The following is a 19,666-nucleotide window of genomic DNA, read 5'->3' on the forward strand; positions in this document are numbered from 1 at the left end:
GGCTCAAGCAACGATATTACTCCGACACTCAGTGGCACAAGTGATGCCGTTGAAGGCACCGTTATTAACTTCACGGTAGTGGACGATCAAGGCAATACACAAACCTTTACCACCACGGTTGATGCAGACGGCAACTTCTCTATAGAAGTACCGACTGCACTGGCAGAGGGACCATATAGCATCGAAGCAAGTATTAGCGATGTGGCAGGTAACAGCACCGATATTACCGGCAACGGCACCATTGATACCACAGCACCAAGTGTGAGTGTAGATGCGCCAATATTAACAAATGACAGCACGCCCACAGTGACAGGCACTAGTGATGCACCTAACAGCACCATCACGGTGACCTTTACAGATGCAGCAAATGCTACTCAAAGCATTGATGTACAAACCGATGTCAATGGTAACTGGAGTGCGACACCAACAGGCACATTAGCCGAAGGGAATTATAACGTTAGCGCCAGCATCACCGATGCCGCAGGCAACACAGGTACAGGTACAGACAGCGGCGAAGTGGATGTAACTGCTCCTGAACTTGAAATTATTCCATCGTTTTTATTAGGTAATTTAGTTTCTCTTTCGGGGGATTCTGATTTACCGGGAGGCTCTATAATCACTATTACAGAGTACCTAGTTGGTGGGTTAGTTGGCGCAACTTATACAGCAACGACAAATCCTGATGGTACCTGGGGGCTTGCAAACATAACAGTGCCTTTACTAAACCTTGCCTATGTGACTGCCAGTGCAACGGATGCCGCTGGTAATGTCAGAACAATCAATACACTTGATTTTGATAACGTAGCACCAGAATTAACCGTTAGTGTTGATGCTTTATCTAATGACAGTACGCCAGTAATTAGCGGCACCACCGATATGGGGCAAGGCACGGTAATTAATATAACCGTGACTGATAGTGAAGGAGAAAGCCAAGCGTTTACTGCGACAGTTCAAGCCGGTGGCGACTGGTCTGTTGCTGTACCTGCAGAGCTAGCGCAAGGTCAATATACCGTTGTTGCAGAGGTTAGAGACAGTGTTGGTAATTTAACAACGCAGCAGGCTCAAGGTGAAATAGATAGCGTTGCTCCTACATTAATTGTGAACGAAGTTAACGCGACAATAGATACAACCCCTACAATTTCAGGCACGAGTAATGAGATTGGTGCTGATGTAACCATCCTTATCGGCGGTCAAACACTAACAGCAACAGTGGGTATTGATGGCAATTGGCAAGTAGATGTCCCCGTAGCACTTGTTGATGGTGATTATACGGCTCAAGTAAATGTTACCGATGACGCTAATAATACCAGCAGCACGACTATTGATTTAACAATTGATACCCAAGTACCTGTTATTGTACTTAATGACATAACTGTATTTAACACTGAGACACCAGTTATAAATGGTACTTCAACTGAACCACAGGATACGGTGGTCGATATAGTTATTACAGATAGCAACGGTGATATACATACTTTAACTGCAATAGTTGATGCTAACGGCGATTGGCAAGTTACAGCGCCAAGTTTGCCTGATGGTAATTATGATGTAGAGGTAAGTATTACCGATGATGCTGGCAATCAAGGAGTGGATACAGGCTCGAGCTTTATTGATACTCAAGCACCAAGTATTACTATAAACGCATTAGGTACAATTAATGACAGCACGCCAACTATTTCAGGCACATCCAATGAACCTGAAAACACGAGTATTACAGTAACTGTGACCGATGGAGATAGTACCGAGACTTACACAACTACTGTTGGTGCAGGTGGTGCTTGGACTGTAGATATTACAGATGCACTGACTGATGGTGAAGTTGCAGTTTCTGCAAGTGTTACTGATGCAGCAGGGAATGAATCAGTTGCAAATAGTACCGCAATGTTAAATACCAATGCGCCTACAATTAATATTAATACAATTATTGATACAAACGATCAAACACCAGCAATATCAGGCACAAGTAGTGCGGCAGATAACACAGAAATCACGGTTGTTATAACTGACGTTAATAACGTTTCACATACTGTAACTACGACGGTAGTAGGCGGTATTTGGAGTGTTGATGCGACAAGTATTCTTCCTGAAGGTGAGTTTACCGTTTCGGCAAGTGTGACTGAAGGAGGCTTAACGAGTAATACAACAGGTAGCGGTGTTATCGATTTAACCGCGCCAACGCTTAGTATTACTCCGCTTGTAACTTTAAATGATACAACGCCTACAATTTCAGGCACAACAACCGCACCGCAAGGCGCATTAGTTATTATTTTAATTACTGATAGCTTAGGTGCAGAGCAAACGGTTAATGCTACGGTTGGTGCAAATGGCACATGGTCAGTCGCTGCAAGTACAGAGTTGAGTGAGGGCGCTTACACGGTTTCAGCTTCAACCACAGATACTGCCGGTAACCCTGTAAACACAAGTACTACAGGGGTAGTTGATATAACTGCGCCAGTTGTAACTATTAGCGATATTGTTGGAAGTACTGATCTAACTCCAAGTATTTCTGGAAGTGTGACAGGTGCCAATGTGGGTGATGCTGTTGCAGTGGTATTCACTGATGCACAAGGTAATGAGCATACTGTAAATACAACAGTTCAAACTGGTGGTGTATGGTCTGTAGAGGCAACTAGCTCTCTATCGCAAGGAGATTATTCAGTTGAAGTATTTGTTACTGACAGCGCGGGTAATACCGGGGACGCAACAAATACAGCAACCATTGATACAATTGCTCCCGAGATTAGTATTAATCAAAGTTCATTAATACTAACTCAAGATAGCACGCCATTAATTAATGGCACATCAAACGAGCCAAATACAAACGTTATAGTTACGTTTACTGACTCAGCTGGAGTTTCTCATCAAATTACCGTACAAACGGATGAAAATGGTGACTGGCAAGCCGCTGCAGATAACGAATTAGCAGAAGGGGGCTACAGTGTTACGGCAACGATTACTGATAGCGCAGGAAATACCTCTGTTGATAGTAAAACGGGTGGCGAAGTAGATACAGTAGGGCCAGAGCTTACTATTGTGCCTTCGTTCCTATTAGGTCAGTTGGTTTCTTTATCTGGCACATCTGATTTGGGCGAAGGTAAAACCGTTACGGTTACTCTAGAGCTTGCAGGTGATTTACTCGATTTAACATACGATGTAACCACAGATGCAAATGGTGATTGGGAGCTATTAGGCCTAGCAGTTAATATTATTGGCTTATCAGTTATTGAAGCCTCTGCAACCGATGAAGCGGGTAACACCACCACTATAACTACGGCTGATGTAGATGCTTCAACGCCATTACTTAATGCGGTAGTTGACTTTACTACAGGGCAGGGTGATTTGCCGATAATTAGCGGTACGACCGACCAAGCCCCAGGCACCGAAGTGCTAGTGAGAGTGGTAGATAGCGAAAATGTAGTACAAGAGCTTACGGCTATAGTGCAAGCCGATAATACGTGGGCTGTGCAGGTTCCTCAATCATTGGCTGAAGGTACATTCAGCGTAACAGTTGACGTGTTAAGTGAAGTCGGTATTACTACCACGCAACTACTTACCGCAGTGGTGGATACAATATCGCCAACACTTGGCTTAGAGGTTATTGGCACAACATCAGACTCCACGCCAATTATCCAAGGAACCAGTGATTTAATTAATGGTGTTGTTGAAATACAACTTGATGGTGGTTCAGTTTTAACCACTACGGTTAATGCAGCTGGGTTATTTTCACTCGAGGTAGATGCACTAACTGAAGGGCAGCATGTTGCTAATGTGAGTATTACTGATGATGCAGGAAACGTAGTTACCGATACTCTCGAGTTTGTAGTGGATACGCTAGTACCAGTAGTTGGAATTTTACCACTGAGCATTAGCGATACCGATTTATTAGAGATTTCAGGTTCATCATCAGAAGAACCAGGTACAGATATTGACGTAACAGTGGTTGATAGTAACGGCAATGAAACAGTTTTCGATGCGCTTGTTGGTAGCGACGGCACGTGGTCTTTAGTTACAACTAGCTTACCAGATGGTATATACACTGTTTATGCAAATATTACTGATGCTGCGGGCAATGTAGGCGAGTCTGTTACAGAACAAGTAACAATAGACACCATTCCACCAGTGTTAGTAATAGATGCGTTCGGAGTACTAAATACCCTAACACCAACAATTACAGGCTTCAGCGATGAAGAAGTAGGGAGTTTAATTACAGTAAATATCACTGACTCAACAGCCGCAGTACAAACAGTAACTACTACTGTTCTTGGAGATGGTACTTGGGCTGTTATTGCTCCTGCATTACCTGAAGGAGAAATTACAGTGGAAGCTATAAGTACTGATAGCGCCGGTAACACAACCACTGTAAATCAAATTGGTACAGTCAGTACAACTCTACCTAGTTTGTTGATAAACCCAATAATTGATACGAGCGATACAACGCCTACTATTAGCGGTACAACTGATGTATTAAATGGCAACGTAGAAGTCGTTATTACTGACAGTGACGGCACGGTTACCACTTATAATACAACGGCTATAGCAGGTATGTGGACTCTAATACCTACAACACCATTAGCTGAAGGCGCCTTTACTGTAAGTGCTACAGTTGAAGACTTAGGGCTTTCAAGCTCTACAAGTCTTGGTGGAATAATTGATTTAACACCACCAACAGTTGAAGTTGTTCAATTACCTGTAACCAATAACTCGCTACCGACTATTACAGGGATAAGTGATGCACCAGCAGGTACAAATGTGAGTGTTGTTATTACTGATGATAATAACGATTCACAAACTATTACCGCTCAAGTTGCAGGCAATGGCACATGGTCTGTAACAGCTACCAGCGCGCTTAGTGAAGGTGGTTTTAGTGCTACTGCGACAGTGAGTGATGCTGCGGGTAACTCATCAAGCGATACAATGGTGTCAAGCACAGACTACACAGCGCCAACTGTAGTCATAGATCCAATATTGGTAGGGCAAGATACAACACCTACTGTTACGGGGTCAGTAACTGGAAGCTTTGCAGGACAAAATGTTATAGTTATGTTTACTGATTCAGCTGGTGCCACTCATAATGTTCAAACAACAGTTGGGCCTGATGGAACTTGGAGCGTGACCTCTACACAAGTACTTCCTGAGGGTAATTACAGCGTAGATGTAAGCATTGCTGATAGCGCAGGTAATACAGGTACGCAATCATCAAGTAGCGCAATTGACTCAGGTATTACAATTGACTCGGGGTTAGAGCTAACCGCAGATCAAAATCCGCTTGTTACAGGGACTGCTGGCGCAGGTGAAACTATATTAGTCACCTTTAGCGGTGCAACAGAAGTCACTAAACAGGTAACTGCTAACGCATCCGGTGAATGGAGTGCTTCACCGGATACGGAGTTAACTGATGGGGCTTATACTGTAACAGCTGTCGCAACTGATGCATCAAGTAATACAACATCAAGCGGTAGTTTATCTGGATTGGTTATTGATACTACACCGATCAACTTTACAGTAGAACCTGAGTACTTACTTAATTTATTGGGTATAGGGATATTGGTTGGCTACGAAGGGACATCTGATGGCGGTGAGGGAAGTAAGGTCTATATTCTCGACTCATTAGTTTTAGGCATTGATTTAGCATTAACTTCAGCGCCATATGCAGTTGTAGATGCTCAAGGTAATTGGGACTCGACCAACTTAGATCTGAATGCTTTAGGTTTACTGGGTACAGGCCTTGAAAACACGTATTTCTATACTGTGGACGAAGCTGGTAATTACCACGTTAAAAATGGAAATGATGTATTTATAGAGTCAGGCAACATTTACGATAGTGGAGTAAGCGCTGCTTCCGGCGACACAATCCCTGAATCATTTAGTGAGGAGTCGGCTTTAGGCGATACAACCCCTAATGAAGTTTCAAGCAACAACGTATTAAGCACTGAAACGATTGATTTAGGTAACTTGAGTGGTCTATCAGCACCTGAGCAAACTGTGCAAGTAAGTTCGGTGGAGCCACTTAATATTAATGACGTAATCATTGATGAAGATGCAGAGCAGCTTATAGCGCTAAATACACTGGTTGAGGATGAAGGTTCTGCAATTGCTTATACTCCAGCTCAAAGTGGAGGAAGCATTGATGCAGCAGCACCTGCGGTTGATGTACAAAATCAATCGGAAGAGATGATTAAACACTTAATTGAAAGTAGTAATAATCAAACGGATATTTAATATCAATAAAGCCCTCTTAATTATTTTTTTAGGGGGCTTACATTATTAAGCAAATTGATATTATTTGACTTGGTCATAATAAATCCTAAATGTGTAAACACATTTCAGGACGAGACAAGGACATTAAAAAAGCCTTATTGATTTATCAATAAGGCTTTTTTAATGTAAAATTTTGGGCTTACGCTTTTAAATTACGAACCAATTTACTCTCGGTATTTACAGATTTACCGGCTTGGTCGTAGGTCATTGACGTTGGTGCGCCAATTAATATCTCTTTTAATTGTTTAACACTAAGTTGCGCTTGACGGGCAGCATGAGCATTAACATTATTTTGTTTTTGGCATTGTGCAAGTTGAGTTTTAACTTGGCTAATTAGCTCAGATATTTCAGGGCTTTGTGTATCGTTACTGGCAATGAGCTTACTTAGCTCTTTATCTAGAGTGCTTAGCTTAGTTAAAAAAGACATTTTTTGTTGGGCAATTTCTTTTAAACCAGCACCACGTCGTGAGGCAATAGCAGTAAGCTCATCGTTTAATAGCGTGTGTAAAGAGTCTAAACAACTTACTTGTTGGTTTAGCTTTACGCTAATTAAACTATTATGATCAGCCATACACGTTAAACTCAAAATCAGCTAAGTTTTTAGCAAGCTTTTCACTGTCCACTTGGTATTTACCTTCAGTTATTGCTTTTTTTAGCTCAGCAACTTTATCGCTGTCAAAGCCAGGCGATTGCTGTGCTTTATCTTGAAGCGTTTTTAATTGCTGCGCTTGCGGCGTTAAACTTACAGAATCACTTGCAGCTTTAGGCGAAGGGGCCTGAGCAGCTTGTGTATTTGCGTTATCTTTTTTTAAATCAACTTGTTGCTGCTTTGCATTTGTTAACGCATTAGCTTGTTGATTACTGCCATTAACTTGATTAACCATAATAATAAACCCGTATATTACCCAACTTATGCCATGTTATCGGCATATACGTAGGATACTTTAGTATAAATCTAAATTAAATATTCACCTGAACAGACTCTACACCATCTACTCGCGCATTTAAAACTTTACCTGATTTTTTGTTTTTTATTTGTATCTGTTCGCCCAAAGTACCGTCTTCTAAAGCAATACCTGTGGTTTTAATTCTAAGACCCCTCAGGTTTGCGTAAATATTAACAGAGTCACCTTTACACACCATGCAAATTTGGTTTAGTAATACTGGCATACCACTTCTAATATTTCGTTTACTTCTACTACCTATTAGCATTGTGGGATCATCTAAGTACTGTATTCGTACAAAGTGAGTTGGTTTCATTTCAATACTTAAATGCGATTTAGTTATTACTTCACCGCGGGTTAAATTAGCAGTAGCAACAACAACTGGGGCCATTTCAACAACTCTAACATGAACGTATTGAGCCCACGTTTGAGCATCATTGCACTTGGCTTGTAAGGTTACTTGGCGGTTAAATGGTGGCTCATCGGATGTTGATAATTCAAGCTCTGTATTACAGACACGATCAGGAATGCGACTGTCTAAAGGCAGAGCACTTAATTGAGTATTAGTATTTTGTAATGTACCAATTTGCTTAGCTATGTAAGCAACGGCCATGTCTTGTAATAAATCTTTACTAAACACTTTAGCTTGCAAAGGGAATACAAAGCACAAGCTAGTAACAAAATAAAAAACACTGTATCTTCTGATTTTTTTTAACAAACTCATAATGTTTCGACTATGCTTATGGTTTCAAACAGGGTATAAATATTTTGCGTCAAAAAGTAGACGCACCCGCGATGTTATGTAGCTTTATAAATAGAAAGCAATTATCGTTCCGTATTATTTGTTTTCTTTAGGAGATTTGAATGGCAGGCATTTTAGACTCAGTAAACCAACGCACACAGTTGGTTGGGCAGAACCGCCTAGAATTACTTTTATTTAAGCTCAGAGGGCGTCAGCGTTTTGGTATTAATGTATTCAAAGTGAGAGAAGTGCTGCAATGCCCTCCACTAACAAGCATGCCAAAATCTAATCCGTATATTCGTGGTGTTGCACATATTCGTGGTCAAACCATTTCGGTTATTGATTTATCAATGGCTGTAGGTGGGCGCCCAATCGACAACATTAAAGACAGCTTTATAATCATTGCTGAATACAACCGCTCTGTGCAAGGGTTTTTAGTGGGCGGAGTTGAACGTATTGTAAATATGAATTGGGAAAAAATAATGCCACCGCCATCAGGCGCCGGACGTTATTCATATTTAACAGCAGTGACCGAAATCGAAAATGAATTAGTCGAGATTCTCGATGTAGAAAAAATTCTCAACGAAATTTGTCCAGTAAACACAGAAGTAAGTGCTGAAGTTGCACAAAGTGGCGATATTCAAAGAGATTTAGGCGAACGTATCGTATTTATTGCAGATGACTCTGCTGTTGCGCGTAATCAAGTTAAACGAGCCTTAGAGCCGCTAGGTGTTCAAACAGAGCTTGCTAAAAATGGTAAGGAAGCTTTAATTAGGCTTAAAGAAATAGCAGAGCTTGATTGTAAAAATGATATTACAGAGCGAGTAGCATTACTTATCTCAGACGTTGAAATGCCAGAAATGGACGGCTATACCTTAACAGCTGAAATAAAAGCAGATCCCAAACTTGCACCTTTGCATGTTATTTTGCATACCTCTTTGAGTGGTGTTTTTAACCAAGCGATGATTGAAAAAGTAGGGGCAGATGACTTTATTGCTAAATTTAACCCAGATGAATTAGCAACAGCGGTTAAAAAGTGGGTTCATTGTGATTAACAAAAATAGGTGCTACTAACTTGAATAATAAAGATTTGCAGCAAAGTGAATACGACCAGTTTCGTTCGTTTTTAGAGCAGCAATGCGGCATTGTTTTAGGTGAAAATAAACAGTATTTAGTTAAAAGCCGACTTGCTCCGTTAATGACTCGATTTAATGTGGGATCTTTATCGGAATTGGTTAGTAAAACTCTCGGGCCTCATGAGCGGCAATTAAGAGCCGCTGTGGTTGATGCAATGACCACCAACGAAACTTTGTGGTTTAGAGATCAATACCCATTTGAATTACTCCAAAACAAGCTTTTCCCAGAATTTAAAGATTTAAGAAGACCTTTAAAAATTTGGTCTGCTGCCAGTTCGTCAGGCCAAGAACCTTACTCAATAGCTATGTCGGTTGCTGAATTTAGTGCTAAGCAACCAGGTGTGCTTCGTATGGGGGCACAAATTATTGGTACCGACATATCTAATACCATGCTTGATATGTGTAAAAATGCAGAGTATGACGCGCTGGCACTCGCCAGAGGGTTATCTGCAGAGCGTCGTAAAAAGTTTTTTAAAGACAGCGGCAACGGTATGGCACAAGTAAACGATACAATAAAAAAACAAGTTAGTTTTAGGCATTTAAATCTGCTTGATTCTTACGCGTTAATGGGCAAGTTTGATATTATTTTTTGCCGAAATGTACTAATTTATTTTGCGCCTGAAATAAAAGCTAAAATTATTAACCAGTTTGCACAAGCGTTAAATCCAAACGGTTACCTATTTTTAGGCGCGTCAGAGTCCCTAACTGGCCTAAGTATTGAGTTTGATATGGTTAGGTGCAACCCTGGTATTATTTACCAAAAGAAGTAATTAAGCTAACTCCCTTCCCTAAAACGACGCACCTAGCGTCGTTTTTCTATTTAGATACATAGCCTTATAAAAATATAGCAAGCCCTAATATTAATGGCTTATTTTTTGCTTTATTAATGGGTAAGTCAATTTTTTGGAGAAGGTTATGGCTATCAGTTTTGATAAAGCATTAGGTGTGCATCCGCAAGCCATGTTGATCCGTTCACAGCGAGCAGAATTAATTGCAACTAATATAGCTAACGCTGATACGCCTGGCTATAAAGCAAAAGATATTGATTTTGCCTCTGCTTTAAAAGCGGCAAGGTCAACCCAGCAAAGCGGCAATACTATGGTAAGAACTAATGATAAACACATTGGTGGAGGTACTCATAGTATGGGCAGTTCAGAATCATTTCGTTTGCCAAATCAATCAGATACAGGTGATGGTAACTCGGTTGATATACAAGTGGAACGAAACTTGTATACACAGAATGCTATGGAGTATCAGGCCAGCTTGCAATTTTTAAGTGGCAAATTTAAAGGCCTGAATAAAGCTCTCGGTAGTCAAGGATAAAAATTATGAGTTTATATAATGTTTTCGATATTGCAGGTTCGGGTATGAGCGCACAAAACGTTCGCTTAAATACGACAGCTAGTAATATTTCTAATGCTAATACCATTAGTTCATCTCAAGACAAAACGTACCGAGCGCGCCAACCTGTATTTGCGGCTGAGCTAACAAAGGCTTCAGCATCAGTAAGTAACCAGCAGGGCTCCGCAGTTGGTGTTAAAGTTTTGGGCATTGTTGAAAGCGATGCACCATTGCAAATTGAATATAACCCAAACCATCCAAGTGCGGATGAAAATGGCTATATCTATAAACCCAACGTTAATGTTGTAGAAGAGATGGCAAATATGATTTCTGCCTCTCGTTCTTACCAAACAAACGTGCAAGTTGCTGATGCAGCTAAGCAAATGCTAAGTAAAACACTGTTGCTAGGGCAGCGGTAACCGAGGGTAGGTTATGAGTAACGATATTAGTACATCTTCATCCTATTTAGACTCTATACGCTGGCAAGAGCAACAAGTTGCTACCAGTGATAATGAGAGTGATGCGTTAACACAAGAAGACTTTTTCTCTTTGTTAACTCAGCAATTATCGTATCAGGATCCCAGTAACCCTGCGGATAATGACCAAATGATTGCTCAAATGACTAGCTTTACGATGGCGCAAGGGATTACAGATTTAAATACTAATTTTGAATCTTTAGCCTCTTCAATGACATCTAATTCAGCACTGCAAGCATCTACACTTGTAGGCAAACAAGCTTTACTAGAGTCAAACACTCTGGATTTAAATGAAACAGGTGATGCCAGAGGCTCTGCAGTAGCAGAAGAAGCCGTTGATAACTTAAAAATTAAAGTTACTGATGCATCAGGTCAGCTAGTAAGAACTATTGATATGGGTTCTCAGCCAGCAGGTGCGGTACGTTTTGCGTGGGATGGCAAAAATGAAGCTGGTGAGCGTTTACCTGAAGGTGAATACTCAGTAACCGCAGAAGGAAGTACTGACGGTGAATTTTCAAGCTTACCCATTGCTACATTTAAGAACATTGAAAGCGTTAATATTAATGGCTCAAGTGGCATTATTATTAACACTAAAGAAGGTGCGGTTAGGTTGACAGACGTCGCAGAAATCGCGTAATAAATTTTAATTATACTTCGCCTGTCAGCAGGCTAAATATTAACAGGTTAGAGGTGAATTATGAGCTTCAATATTGCATTAACTGGCTTAGCTGCCGCACAAAAAGATTTAGACGTAACTGCAAATAACATTGCAAACGTTAATACTACAGGTTTTAAAGAGTCACGCGCTGAGTTTGCCGATGTTTACGCATCGTCAGTATTTAGCTCTGGTAAGACTAAAAATGGTGACGGTGTGCAAACAACCATGGTTGCGCAGCAGTTTCATCAAGGCTCACTACAATTTACAAATAACTCACTTGATTTAGCAATCACTGGTGAAGGTTATTTTGCGATGACAGACGATTTATCTTCGCAAGATTTAACATATACACGTGCAGGTGCATTTAAGCTTAACCAAGATAACTTTATGGTTGACGCAAAAGGTAACTTTTTACAAGCATTCCCTGTTGATTCTTCTACAGGTGATACAACGTCGGTAAGTTTGAGCACAACAAACCCAATTCAAATCCCTGATTCGTCTGGTTCACCTCGCGCAACAGAAAATGTATTTTTGTCGTTTAACTTAGATGCAACAGCAGATGCTCCGGGTATTGCTTTTGACCCAACATCTAGTGGTACTTATAACTCATCTACGTCAACAACGGTATATGATTCACTAGGTGAACCACATATTTTACAGTACTTTTTTGCTAAAGAAGATGATGCCGCAGCAGGTGGTACAGATAACAGTTGGGAAGTATACGCAACACTCGATGGCAAAGTAGTTGATGCCACAACTGGCGGAGAACAAACCGCGCCCTATACACCACTTACCACCCTTGGTTTTAACTCAAGTGGTTTACCATCAACAACAGGTGGTGCAGCAAATACAAATACAACTACTTTTGATGAAATACTACTACCAGCGGGTTCTGGTACTGGTTTATCAACATTACTAGACAATGGTGCAACTTTCCCTGGTACTGGTATTGAGCTTAACTGGCGCGATGAAAATAACACAGCTGGACGTATTCCAACTCAGTATTCAAGTGGTTTTGAAGTAAAAGCACTCGATCAAGATGGCTCAACAGTAGGCCGTTTAGCCGGAATTGATATAGGAACAGACGGTAAAATTGTCGCTTCTTACAGTAATGGTGACTCAACATTCCTAGGCCAAGTGGCTATGGTACGTTTCCCAAATTCACAAGGATTATCACAAGTGGGTGATACAAGCTGGAAGCAAAGTATTGATTCAGGTGAACCTGTAGCGGGTGAAGCCGGTTCGGGTACGTTTGGTGGAATTAACTCATCAGCGCTTGAGCAATCAAATACTAACCTTACAAACGAGCTTGTAGACTTAATTACTGCACAGCGTAATTACCAAGCAAACTCACGTGCGCTTGAAGTTAACTCAACTATTCAGCAAAGTATTTTGCAGATTCGATAAGCTAAACCCCATTAAATATATTAGGCTGCATTTTTGCAGCCTTTTTTATAAGTCCTCTTTGTAAGCCCTTCTAAATACCTCTCAATGTTGCGTCAAATTTAATCTGGCACCTATTTTGCATTTATAAGTTCAGAGATTTTTTATGTGAGTCGATACTATGGACAAAATGGTCTACATTGCGGCCTCTGGCGCTAAGCAAAGCCTACAAGGGCTTGCGCTTAAAGCCAATAATTTGGCGAATGCAAATACAACAGGATTTAAAGCTGACTTTGCCCAGGCGCGTTCTATGCAAGCGTTTGGCGAAGGTTTGCCTACACGTGTATTTTCAATGCAAGAGCGTCCGGGTTCAAACATGGTATCGGGTGGCATTGTTCAAACCGGGCGAGACTTAGATATCGCAATGAGCGATAACGCATGGCTTGCTGTGCAAGATGCCTCCGGTAATGAAGCTTACACAAAAGTGGGTACGTTAAACGTTACTGCTCAAGGCATGCTCGTAACCAGCCATGGTCGTCAAGTTATTGGCGAAGGGGGACCTGTTATTTTACCCGTCCCAGTCGAAAAAATAGGGTTTAGCCAAGATGGCGCTATTCAAGTTCGACCACAAGGCGCTCCCGCTAACTTTTTAGAAGAAATCGACACGCTTAGAGTGGTAGAAGCAAATAGCTCACAGCTCGAAAAAGGTAACGATGGTTTATTTAGACCAAAAGCAAATGTAACAGTAGATACCTCTGCCAATGTAAAAGTTTTAAGTGGTTCGCTTGAAATGTCGAATGTGAATCCGGTTCACGAAATGGTCGACATGATAAGCCACCAGCGCCAATTTGAATTACAAGTGAAATTAATGAAAACAGCTGAAGAAATTGACGAGCGTCAAGATCAGTTATTACGCATAGTTTAACTTTAAAGTGAGGACACGATTATGAATCCAGCATTGTGGATCAGTAAAACGGGGCTAGACGCTCAACAAACCGATATATCGGTTATCTCAAATAATTTAGCGAATGCGAGTACCGTAGGTTACAAAAAAAGCCGCGCTATATTTGAAGATTTACTTTATCAAAATATTAATCAACCGGGTGGTCGTTCATCGCAAGATACCGAAATGCCGTCGGGCTTAATGTTAGGTGCGGGTGCTAAAGTTGTAGCTAACCAAAAAGAGTTTACGCAAGGCAACATGTTGACCACCGAAAACTCACTAGATTGGATGATTTCTGGCGAAGGTTTTTTTGAAGTACTGCAACCAGATGGCAATATTGCTTACTCGCGCAATGGTCAGTTTACTACTGATGGCGATGGACGAATTGTGACATCGGGCGCAGGTTATGTGATCCAGCCAGAAATGAATGTACCAGATGACGCGCAATCAATTACGGTTTCGCAAGACGGCGAAGTATCTGTACGTGTTGCAGGCCAAGCCGATAACGTGGTCATTGGTCAGCTGACTATTAGTGACTTTATTAATCCATCGGGCCTTGAGCCAATTGGTCAAAACCTTTATACCGAAACCGCTGTAAGTGGTGCGCCGGTACAAGGTAATCCTGGTGTTGAAGGGTTAGGTAGCATTATTCAAGGCTCACTCGAAACATCAAACGTAAATGTAACTGAAGAGCTCGTAAACCTAATCGAAACTCAGCGTATTTACGAAATGAACTCAAAAGTAATTTCGGCCGTTGACGAAATGATGAGTTATATCAATCAACAGCTTTAATAGAGTAGGGGGAATTATGCGTAATATTATTTTATTTACAGCGGGCACGTTATTTTTAAGTGGCTGTATGTCTACGCAAAATAGTGAAGTAGTGCAGGACGACCCTTACTACGCACCTATGTACCCCGAGCCTATTTTAGAGCCGCTGGTAGCAACAGGTTCATTGTTTAATACTCATACATCAAACGACTTATATTCTGATAAAAAAGCGCTACGTACTGGCGATATAATTACGGTTAAATTGCAAGAGTCTACTCAAGCAACAAAGGCCGCTAAAACAGAAACAGACAAAGAAACCGACGCAAGCTTAGATCCCGTTATTGGATTAGGTGGTCTACCTGTAAATATAGGTGGCGATAGTATTCAGTTTGGTATTGGCAGTGATTCGTCGTTTACGGGTGATTCAAAATCAAACCAGTCAAACAGCTTGGTGGGCGATATTTCGGTTAATGTTATGCGCGTTTTACCTAATGGTAATTTAGTTATACGCGGCGAAAAATGGCTAACGCTTAATACTGGCGAAGAGTTTATTCGTTTAGAAGGGCTAGTACGCCCTCAAGACGTAAGCGCCGATAATACGGTTGAATCAAATCGTATCGCTAATGCACGTATTCAATACTCAGGTAAAGGGCAAACGCAAGAGGCGCAAAGTCCTGGTTGGCTTACACGTTTCTTTAGCAGTTCGCTGTTTCCATTTTAGAGGGTAACAACATGAATAGCCTTAAAGCTTTATGTTTAGTTGTGTTATTAGGTTGGCAGTTTACTGCCAGTGCTGAGCGCATAAAAGATGTGTCTATGGTTGAAGGCGTACGCTCTAACCAATTAGTCGGTTATGGCTTAGTGGTTGGTTTACCGGGCACCGGCGAGCAAAACTCATACACACAACAAAGTTTTAGAGGCATGTTGAACAGCTTTGGTATTACGCTACCTTCAACTCAAAGTCCTAAAATTAAAAATGTTGCCGCTGTTGCTGTACATGCAGAATTACCTGCATTTAGAAAGCCCGGGCAAACAATAGATATTACGGTTTCTTCTATTGGTAGTGCAGGCAGCTTACGTGGCGGTACTTTACTACAAACTTTTTTAAAAGGTGTAGATGGTAACGTGTATGCAATTGCCCAAGGTAGTTTAATTGTCGGTGGCTTAGGCGCACAAGGCCTTGATGGCAGTAGAGTTGTAATTAACACCCCTACAGTTGGCCGTATACCAAATGGCGCTACAGTTGAACGCACAGTGGAAAGCCCATTTATGCAAGGCGATTACATTACTTTTAATTTAAACCGCCCAGACTTTACAACGGCAAAACGCCTAGAAAAAACAATTAATGACTTAGTTGGCCCAAATAGCGCACAAGCAATAGATTCTGTTTCTATTCGTGTTATAGCACCACGCGATGCATCCCAGCGTGTATCGTATTTATCGACACTTGAAAACTTAGAATTTAAACCAGCTGACATGGCCGCTAAAATTATAGTTAACTCGCGCACCGGTACAATTGTCATTGGCAAAAACGTTAAGCTTCAGCCTGCGGCTATAACTCATGGTGGCTTAACAGTAACAATTGCAGAACAACAAAACGTGTCACAACCAAATCCGCTAGCAAACGGTGATACAGTTGTCACGCAGCAAAGTATTATTGATGTAAACCAAGACGACTCGCGCGCCTTTGTATTTAATCCAGGTGTAAGCCTTGACGATTTAGTTCGCGCAATTAACGAAGTAGGCGCAGCGCCTGGTGACTTAATGGCTATTTTAGAAGCACTAAAAGAAGCTGGCGCAATTAACGGACAGTTAGTTGTTATATAAATAACCCAGGCCATTAAATAACGTATTACTTAAGCCCTATATTTTTGAAATTAGGGCTTTTTATTTACAGCAACTTAAGTTTATTATTTTTATCTTCCTTGTTTTATCGGTAGTGGCTCAATTTTTGCATTTTTAACTGCATTATTCATTTTGTGTCAAAAAGCCGATGGAAACTAATCATCTCGATAAACAAAACTTTTTTGATTTAGGCAACTTAGATTCACTTCGTAAAGAAGCCTTAACGAGTGGCGATGCATCAACTGATGCCTCTAAAGCTGCGCTCAAAAAAGCGGCCGCACAATTTGAAGCTATTTTTACGCAAATGTTGCTCAAAGGAATGCGCAAAGCTAACGAAGCGTTTGAAGACAAAGACAGCCCATTTAATTCAAGTGGCGTAAAGTTTTTTGAAGAAATGCACGATCAGCAACTTTCAACAGAGCTTTCATCAAATGGCTCGTTAGGCCTTGCCGATTTAATAGTTCAGCAGTTATCGCCTGAGTCTAAAAACTTTATGCCAGGCTCGGTGCTTAGAACAACTAACGATATTTTTAGCGATACGCAAGTCGGTTCTGCTCTTCCTCATGAGCAAAAAAATAAGCAACCCGATCTTATCGTTAAGAGTACTAAAGCCGATATTGCTGAGCCTAAAGTCGATACTGCAGAGTCTAAAACCGATAGCCCAACATTTAAAAATGCAGAAGAGTTTGTAAGTTCAGTGTGGGAACACGCTAAAACTGCAGCGCAAAAAATTGGTTTAAATCCTGCGGTAATGGTTGCACAAGCGGCACTTGAAACCGGTTGGGGTAAGCACATTATTAACAAAAGTGACGGTGGCAGCTCAAATAACTTATTTAATATTAAGTCAGATAAAAGCTGGGAAGGCGATAAAGCAAGCAAAATAACGCTTGAGTTTGAGCAAGGTACACCCGTTAAAAAACAAGCCAGCTTTAGAGCCTACGACTCAATTAAAGACAGCGTGAACGACTTCGTTGATTTTTTAACGCAAAACCCACGCTACAAAGAAGCATTACAAAATACAGCTAAACCAAACGACTTTTTAGATTCATTACAAAAAGCAGGTTATGCAACCGATCCAAATTACGCCAGCAAAATAAAAAAAGTGCTCAATAGCAGTCAGCTAAAAGACATTGCGGCAAACGTGATCCGCCAAGGAGTAGAGTAACATGTCGTTTAATTTATTAAACATTGCCAGTTCTGGGGTTAGATCAAGCTCGGAGCTACTGCAAACGACAAGTAAAAATATCGCCAATGTAAATACCGAAGGCTATGTGCGTGAGCGTACAGAGTTTACTACTATGGTTGACAACCAAGTAGGGCGAGGCGAAACATACCGATTACTAAACGAGTTTGCTCAGTCACAGCTAAATCGTGACACCTCTAATAAATCGTTTTTCGATCAGTTTATTACTGAGGCTAATCGAGTTGATACTATTTTTTCTGAAGAGTCGAACAACCTTTCGACTGGTATTAACTCTTTATTTAATAATGTGCAAGAAGCGCTAAATCAGCCGTCGTCTACTGTTGCTCGCTCATTAGTAATGACAGATGCGCAAAGCTTAATTGATCAAATGGATAGGCTTTCGGGCATCGTGCTTGATCAAAAAAGTATAGTAAACGAGCAGCTCGAAATATTTTCAGATGAAGCAAACTCACTCATTCAAAGTATTAGCACGCTAAATCAAAATATTGCAGCCGTTAATGGCACTAATAACGCCGCAGATGCGAGCTCTACCTATAACGAACGCGATAAAGCAATACGCGACTTATCAGAGCTAATAGACATTGAAACGCTTGATGGTCCAAATGGCGAAAAACTCGTTTTTATGGGCACAGGCGAAGCGGTGGTTATGCAAAATGGCGCATTTAACTTATTTTCGATGACGGGCGATCCTGATCCTAATTTTAAAGAATTCACGCTTGATGTTAATGGTGGCAAAGCTGTGCCGCTTGAAGTTGATGTAAGTAAGCTTAAAGGCAAAATTGGCGGCTTACTTGCTTTTAGAGATGACATATTAGTCCCTGCGCAAAACCAAATTGGTCAAATGGGCTTAGCGATAGCTGATGCATTTAACGAGCAAAACAAATTGGGTATGGATGCAACAGGTCAGCTAGGTGGTAATATTTTTAATATACCTACCGTTGGCGCTTATGCATATCAAGCTAACACCGGTACTGCCGGTATGACTGCAACGGTAGAGCCAGGTAAGGGCAGTGAACTTCCTGCCAGTGACTTTATTATTACTTATACAGCTAATCCCAACGAAGTAAGTATTCAGCCTATAGATAACAAAGGCGACCCGTTAGGTCAGCCTTCACTTGCTGATATATCGACAGGTGTTATTGATTCATCGACTACTACCGGAGAATCATTTGGTCTTCAAGTAAATGTATCTGGGGCTGGTGTTGAGGGGGATCAATTTCAAATAAAGCTTAATTCAGATGCTGCTTCAAGTATTACACTTGCAACAGGGCGCGCAGAAGATTTAGCACTAGCATCGCCAATCCGTACTGCTAACGATTTAAATAATATAGGTACCGCTACTATTTCAGCGGGAGAAGTAACAAGTGTTACCTCTGGGGGTTTTACTTCAACACCAAGCTTAACAAACGGTGAAATAACGCTTGTTAAAACAGGTAATGCTAACGAATATCAAATTACTGATAATAGCGGAACGAATACTTTTACTATTACGCCTCCTGCAAAAGGAATGTTATCGCAAGCGGGTGCCCCATTCGATACTTACGGATTCGATTTTGATATAGAAGGTACACCAGCAACAGGCGATACCTTTACACTTGAGTTTAATGAAGGCGGCTTTGACGATAACCGTAATGGTTTAAAATTAGCTGATTTACAAAATGGTGAGTTAGTCCGTTTAAATGTAGAAACAACAGCAACGGCCGACAACCATAAAACGTTCAACCAAGCTTATTCAGGATTAGTGAGTGATATAGGTGTTGTAACTGGCCAAGCAATCACAAGTGGGGCTGCATTTGACGCTCTAGCACAGCAATCTGAGGCATGGTACGAGTCGTTATCGGGTGTAAACCTTGATGAAGAGGCCGCAAATTTACTGCGTTTTCAACAATCGTACTCAGCATCAGCACAAGTTTTAGCAGCAGCTCAAGAAATTTTTGACACCTTATTAAATGCGGCGAGGTAATT

Annotated in this window: 16 protein-coding genes; 13 read left to right on the forward strand and 3 right to left on the reverse strand. The window is 41.1% G+C overall.

What is annotated here, in order from left to right:
* Positions 1–6,219 (forward strand): Ig-like domain-containing protein (locus H5115_RS09145; RefSeq protein WP_182754896.1); only part of this gene is annotated, 6,219 nt, incomplete at its 5' end.
* Positions 6,220–6,397: 178 nt separating this feature from the next.
* Here the strand turns inward: H5115_RS09145 and flgN are convergent.
* From flgN to flgA, 3 genes are all read right to left on the reverse strand, one after another.
* Positions 6,398–6,829, reverse strand: a complete 432-nt coding sequence (gene flgN / locus H5115_RS09150) for a flagellar protein FlgN (protein WP_039484691.1) — start codon at positions 6,827–6,829, stop codon at positions 6,398–6,400.
* Positions 6,822–7,142, reverse strand: a complete 321-nt coding sequence (flgM, locus tag H5115_RS09155) for a flagellar biosynthesis anti-sigma factor FlgM (protein WP_002959436.1) — start codon at positions 7,140–7,142, stop codon at positions 6,822–6,824. Before flgM ends, flgN begins: the two co-directional genes overlap by 8 nt.
* Before the next feature lie 76 nt (positions 7,143–7,218).
* A complete protein-coding gene (gene flgA / locus H5115_RS09160; RefSeq protein WP_007581857.1) occupies positions 7,219–7,926 on the reverse strand; it encodes a flagellar basal body P-ring formation chaperone FlgA in 708 nt (235 codons plus the stop codon).
* A gap of 140 nt (positions 7,927–8,066) precedes the next feature.
* On the opposite strand from flgA, the gene H5115_RS09165 reads away from it, so the two are divergent.
* From H5115_RS09165 to flgK, 12 genes are all read left to right on the forward strand, one after another.
* The gene (locus tag H5115_RS09165) at positions 8,067–8,999 is read left to right on the forward strand and encodes a chemotaxis protein CheV (RefSeq protein WP_002959434.1); all 933 of its coding nucleotides are present in this window, start codon (positions 8,067–8,069) and stop codon (positions 8,997–8,999) included.
* A gap of 20 nt (positions 9,000–9,019) precedes the next feature.
* The gene (locus H5115_RS09170; protein ID WP_182754898.1) at positions 9,020–9,850 is read left to right on the forward strand and encodes a protein-glutamate O-methyltransferase CheR; all 831 of its coding nucleotides are present in this window, start codon (positions 9,020–9,022) and stop codon (positions 9,848–9,850) included.
* A 145-nt stretch (positions 9,851–9,995) separates the two neighbouring features.
* Positions 9,996–10,403: a flagellar basal body rod protein FlgB gene (gene flgB / locus H5115_RS09175; RefSeq protein WP_002959431.1), complete on the forward strand. Its 408-nt coding sequence runs from the start codon at positions 9,996–9,998 to the stop codon at positions 10,401–10,403.
* A 5-nt stretch (positions 10,404–10,408) separates the two neighbouring features.
* Positions 10,409–10,840 (forward strand): flagellar basal body rod protein FlgC, encoded by a 432-nt coding sequence (gene flgC / locus H5115_RS09180; protein ID WP_002959429.1) that lies wholly within the window; start codon positions 10,409–10,411, stop codon positions 10,838–10,840.
* Between the two features lie 13 nt (positions 10,841–10,853).
* The gene (locus H5115_RS09185) at positions 10,854–11,534 is read left to right on the forward strand and encodes a flagellar hook assembly protein FlgD (protein WP_002959427.1); all 681 of its coding nucleotides are present in this window, start codon (positions 10,854–10,856) and stop codon (positions 11,532–11,534) included.
* 60 nt (positions 11,535–11,594) lie between these two features.
* Entirely contained in the window at positions 11,595–12,962 is a 1,368-nt protein-coding gene (gene flgE / locus H5115_RS09190) for a flagellar hook protein FlgE (protein WP_182754900.1), read from the forward strand.
* Positions 12,963–13,119: 157 nt separating this feature from the next.
* Complete coding sequence (locus H5115_RS09195; protein ID WP_007581863.1) at positions 13,120–13,863, forward strand: flagellar basal body rod protein FlgF; 744 nt, start codon at positions 13,120–13,122, stop codon at positions 13,861–13,863.
* A 21-nt stretch (positions 13,864–13,884) separates the two neighbouring features.
* The gene (gene flgG, locus H5115_RS09200) at positions 13,885–14,673 is read left to right on the forward strand and encodes a flagellar basal-body rod protein FlgG (RefSeq protein WP_002959420.1); all 789 of its coding nucleotides are present in this window, start codon (positions 13,885–13,887) and stop codon (positions 14,671–14,673) included.
* Between the two features lie 16 nt (positions 14,674–14,689).
* Positions 14,690–15,373 (forward strand): flagellar basal body L-ring protein FlgH, encoded by a 684-nt coding sequence (gene flgH / locus H5115_RS09205; protein ID WP_010553251.1) that lies wholly within the window; start codon positions 14,690–14,692, stop codon positions 15,371–15,373.
* 11 nt (positions 15,374–15,384) lie between these two features.
* Positions 15,385–16,479, forward strand: coding sequence for a flagellar basal body P-ring protein FlgI (locus H5115_RS09210; RefSeq protein WP_182732721.1), 1,095 nt, complete (start codon positions 15,385–15,387; stop codon positions 16,477–16,479).
* 166 nt (positions 16,480–16,645) lie between these two features.
* A complete protein-coding gene (flgJ, locus tag H5115_RS09215) occupies positions 16,646–17,662 on the forward strand; it encodes a flagellar assembly peptidoglycan hydrolase FlgJ (protein WP_182712644.1) in 1,017 nt (338 codons plus the stop codon).
* A gap of 1 nt (position 17,663) precedes the next feature.
* Positions 17,664–19,664: a flagellar hook-associated protein FlgK gene (flgK, locus tag H5115_RS09220; protein ID WP_182754902.1), complete on the forward strand. Its 2,001-nt coding sequence runs from the start codon at positions 17,664–17,666 to the stop codon at positions 19,662–19,664.
* Positions 19,665–19,666: the final 2 nt, after the last annotated feature.

The organism is Pseudoalteromonas sp. SR44-2, assembly GCF_014163745.1.
GTDB lineage: Bacteria > Pseudomonadota > Gammaproteobacteria > Enterobacterales > Alteromonadaceae > Pseudoalteromonas > Pseudoalteromonas distincta.

Excerpts from the sequence above, each read along its gene's own strand:
- flgN (WP_039484691.1), bottom strand. The coding sequence starts at position 6,829 with ATGGCTGATCATAATAGTTTAATTAGCGTAAAGCTAAACCAACAAGTA.
- flgM (WP_002959436.1), bottom strand. The coding sequence starts at position 7,142 with ATGGTTAATCAAGTTAATGGCAGTAATCAACAAGCTAATGCGTTAACA.
- flgA (WP_007581857.1), bottom strand. The coding sequence starts at position 7,926 with ATGAGTTTGTTAAAAAAAATCAGAAGATACAGTGTTTTTTATTTTGTT.
- H5115_RS09165 (WP_002959434.1), top strand. The coding sequence starts at position 8,067 with ATGGCAGGCATTTTAGACTCAGTAAACCAACGCACACAGTTGGTTGGG.
- flgB (WP_002959431.1), top strand. The coding sequence starts at position 9,996 with ATGGCTATCAGTTTTGATAAAGCATTAGGTGTGCATCCGCAAGCCATG.
- flgC (WP_002959429.1), top strand. The coding sequence starts at position 10,409 with ATGAGTTTATATAATGTTTTCGATATTGCAGGTTCGGGTATGAGCGCA.
- H5115_RS09185 (WP_002959427.1), top strand. The coding sequence starts at position 10,854 with ATGAGTAACGATATTAGTACATCTTCATCCTATTTAGACTCTATACGC.
- flgE (WP_182754900.1), top strand. The coding sequence starts at position 11,595 with ATGAGCTTCAATATTGCATTAACTGGCTTAGCTGCCGCACAAAAAGAT.
- H5115_RS09195 (WP_007581863.1), top strand. The coding sequence starts at position 13,120 with ATGGACAAAATGGTCTACATTGCGGCCTCTGGCGCTAAGCAAAGCCTA.
- flgG (WP_002959420.1), top strand. The coding sequence starts at position 13,885 with ATGAATCCAGCATTGTGGATCAGTAAAACGGGGCTAGACGCTCAACAA.
- flgH (WP_010553251.1), top strand. The coding sequence starts at position 14,690 with ATGCGTAATATTATTTTATTTACAGCGGGCACGTTATTTTTAAGTGGC.
- H5115_RS09210 (WP_182732721.1), top strand. The coding sequence starts at position 15,385 with ATGAATAGCCTTAAAGCTTTATGTTTAGTTGTGTTATTAGGTTGGCAG.
- flgJ (WP_182712644.1), top strand. The coding sequence starts at position 16,646 with ATGGAAACTAATCATCTCGATAAACAAAACTTTTTTGATTTAGGCAAC.
- flgK (WP_182754902.1), top strand. The coding sequence starts at position 17,664 with ATGTCGTTTAATTTATTAAACATTGCCAGTTCTGGGGTTAGATCAAGC.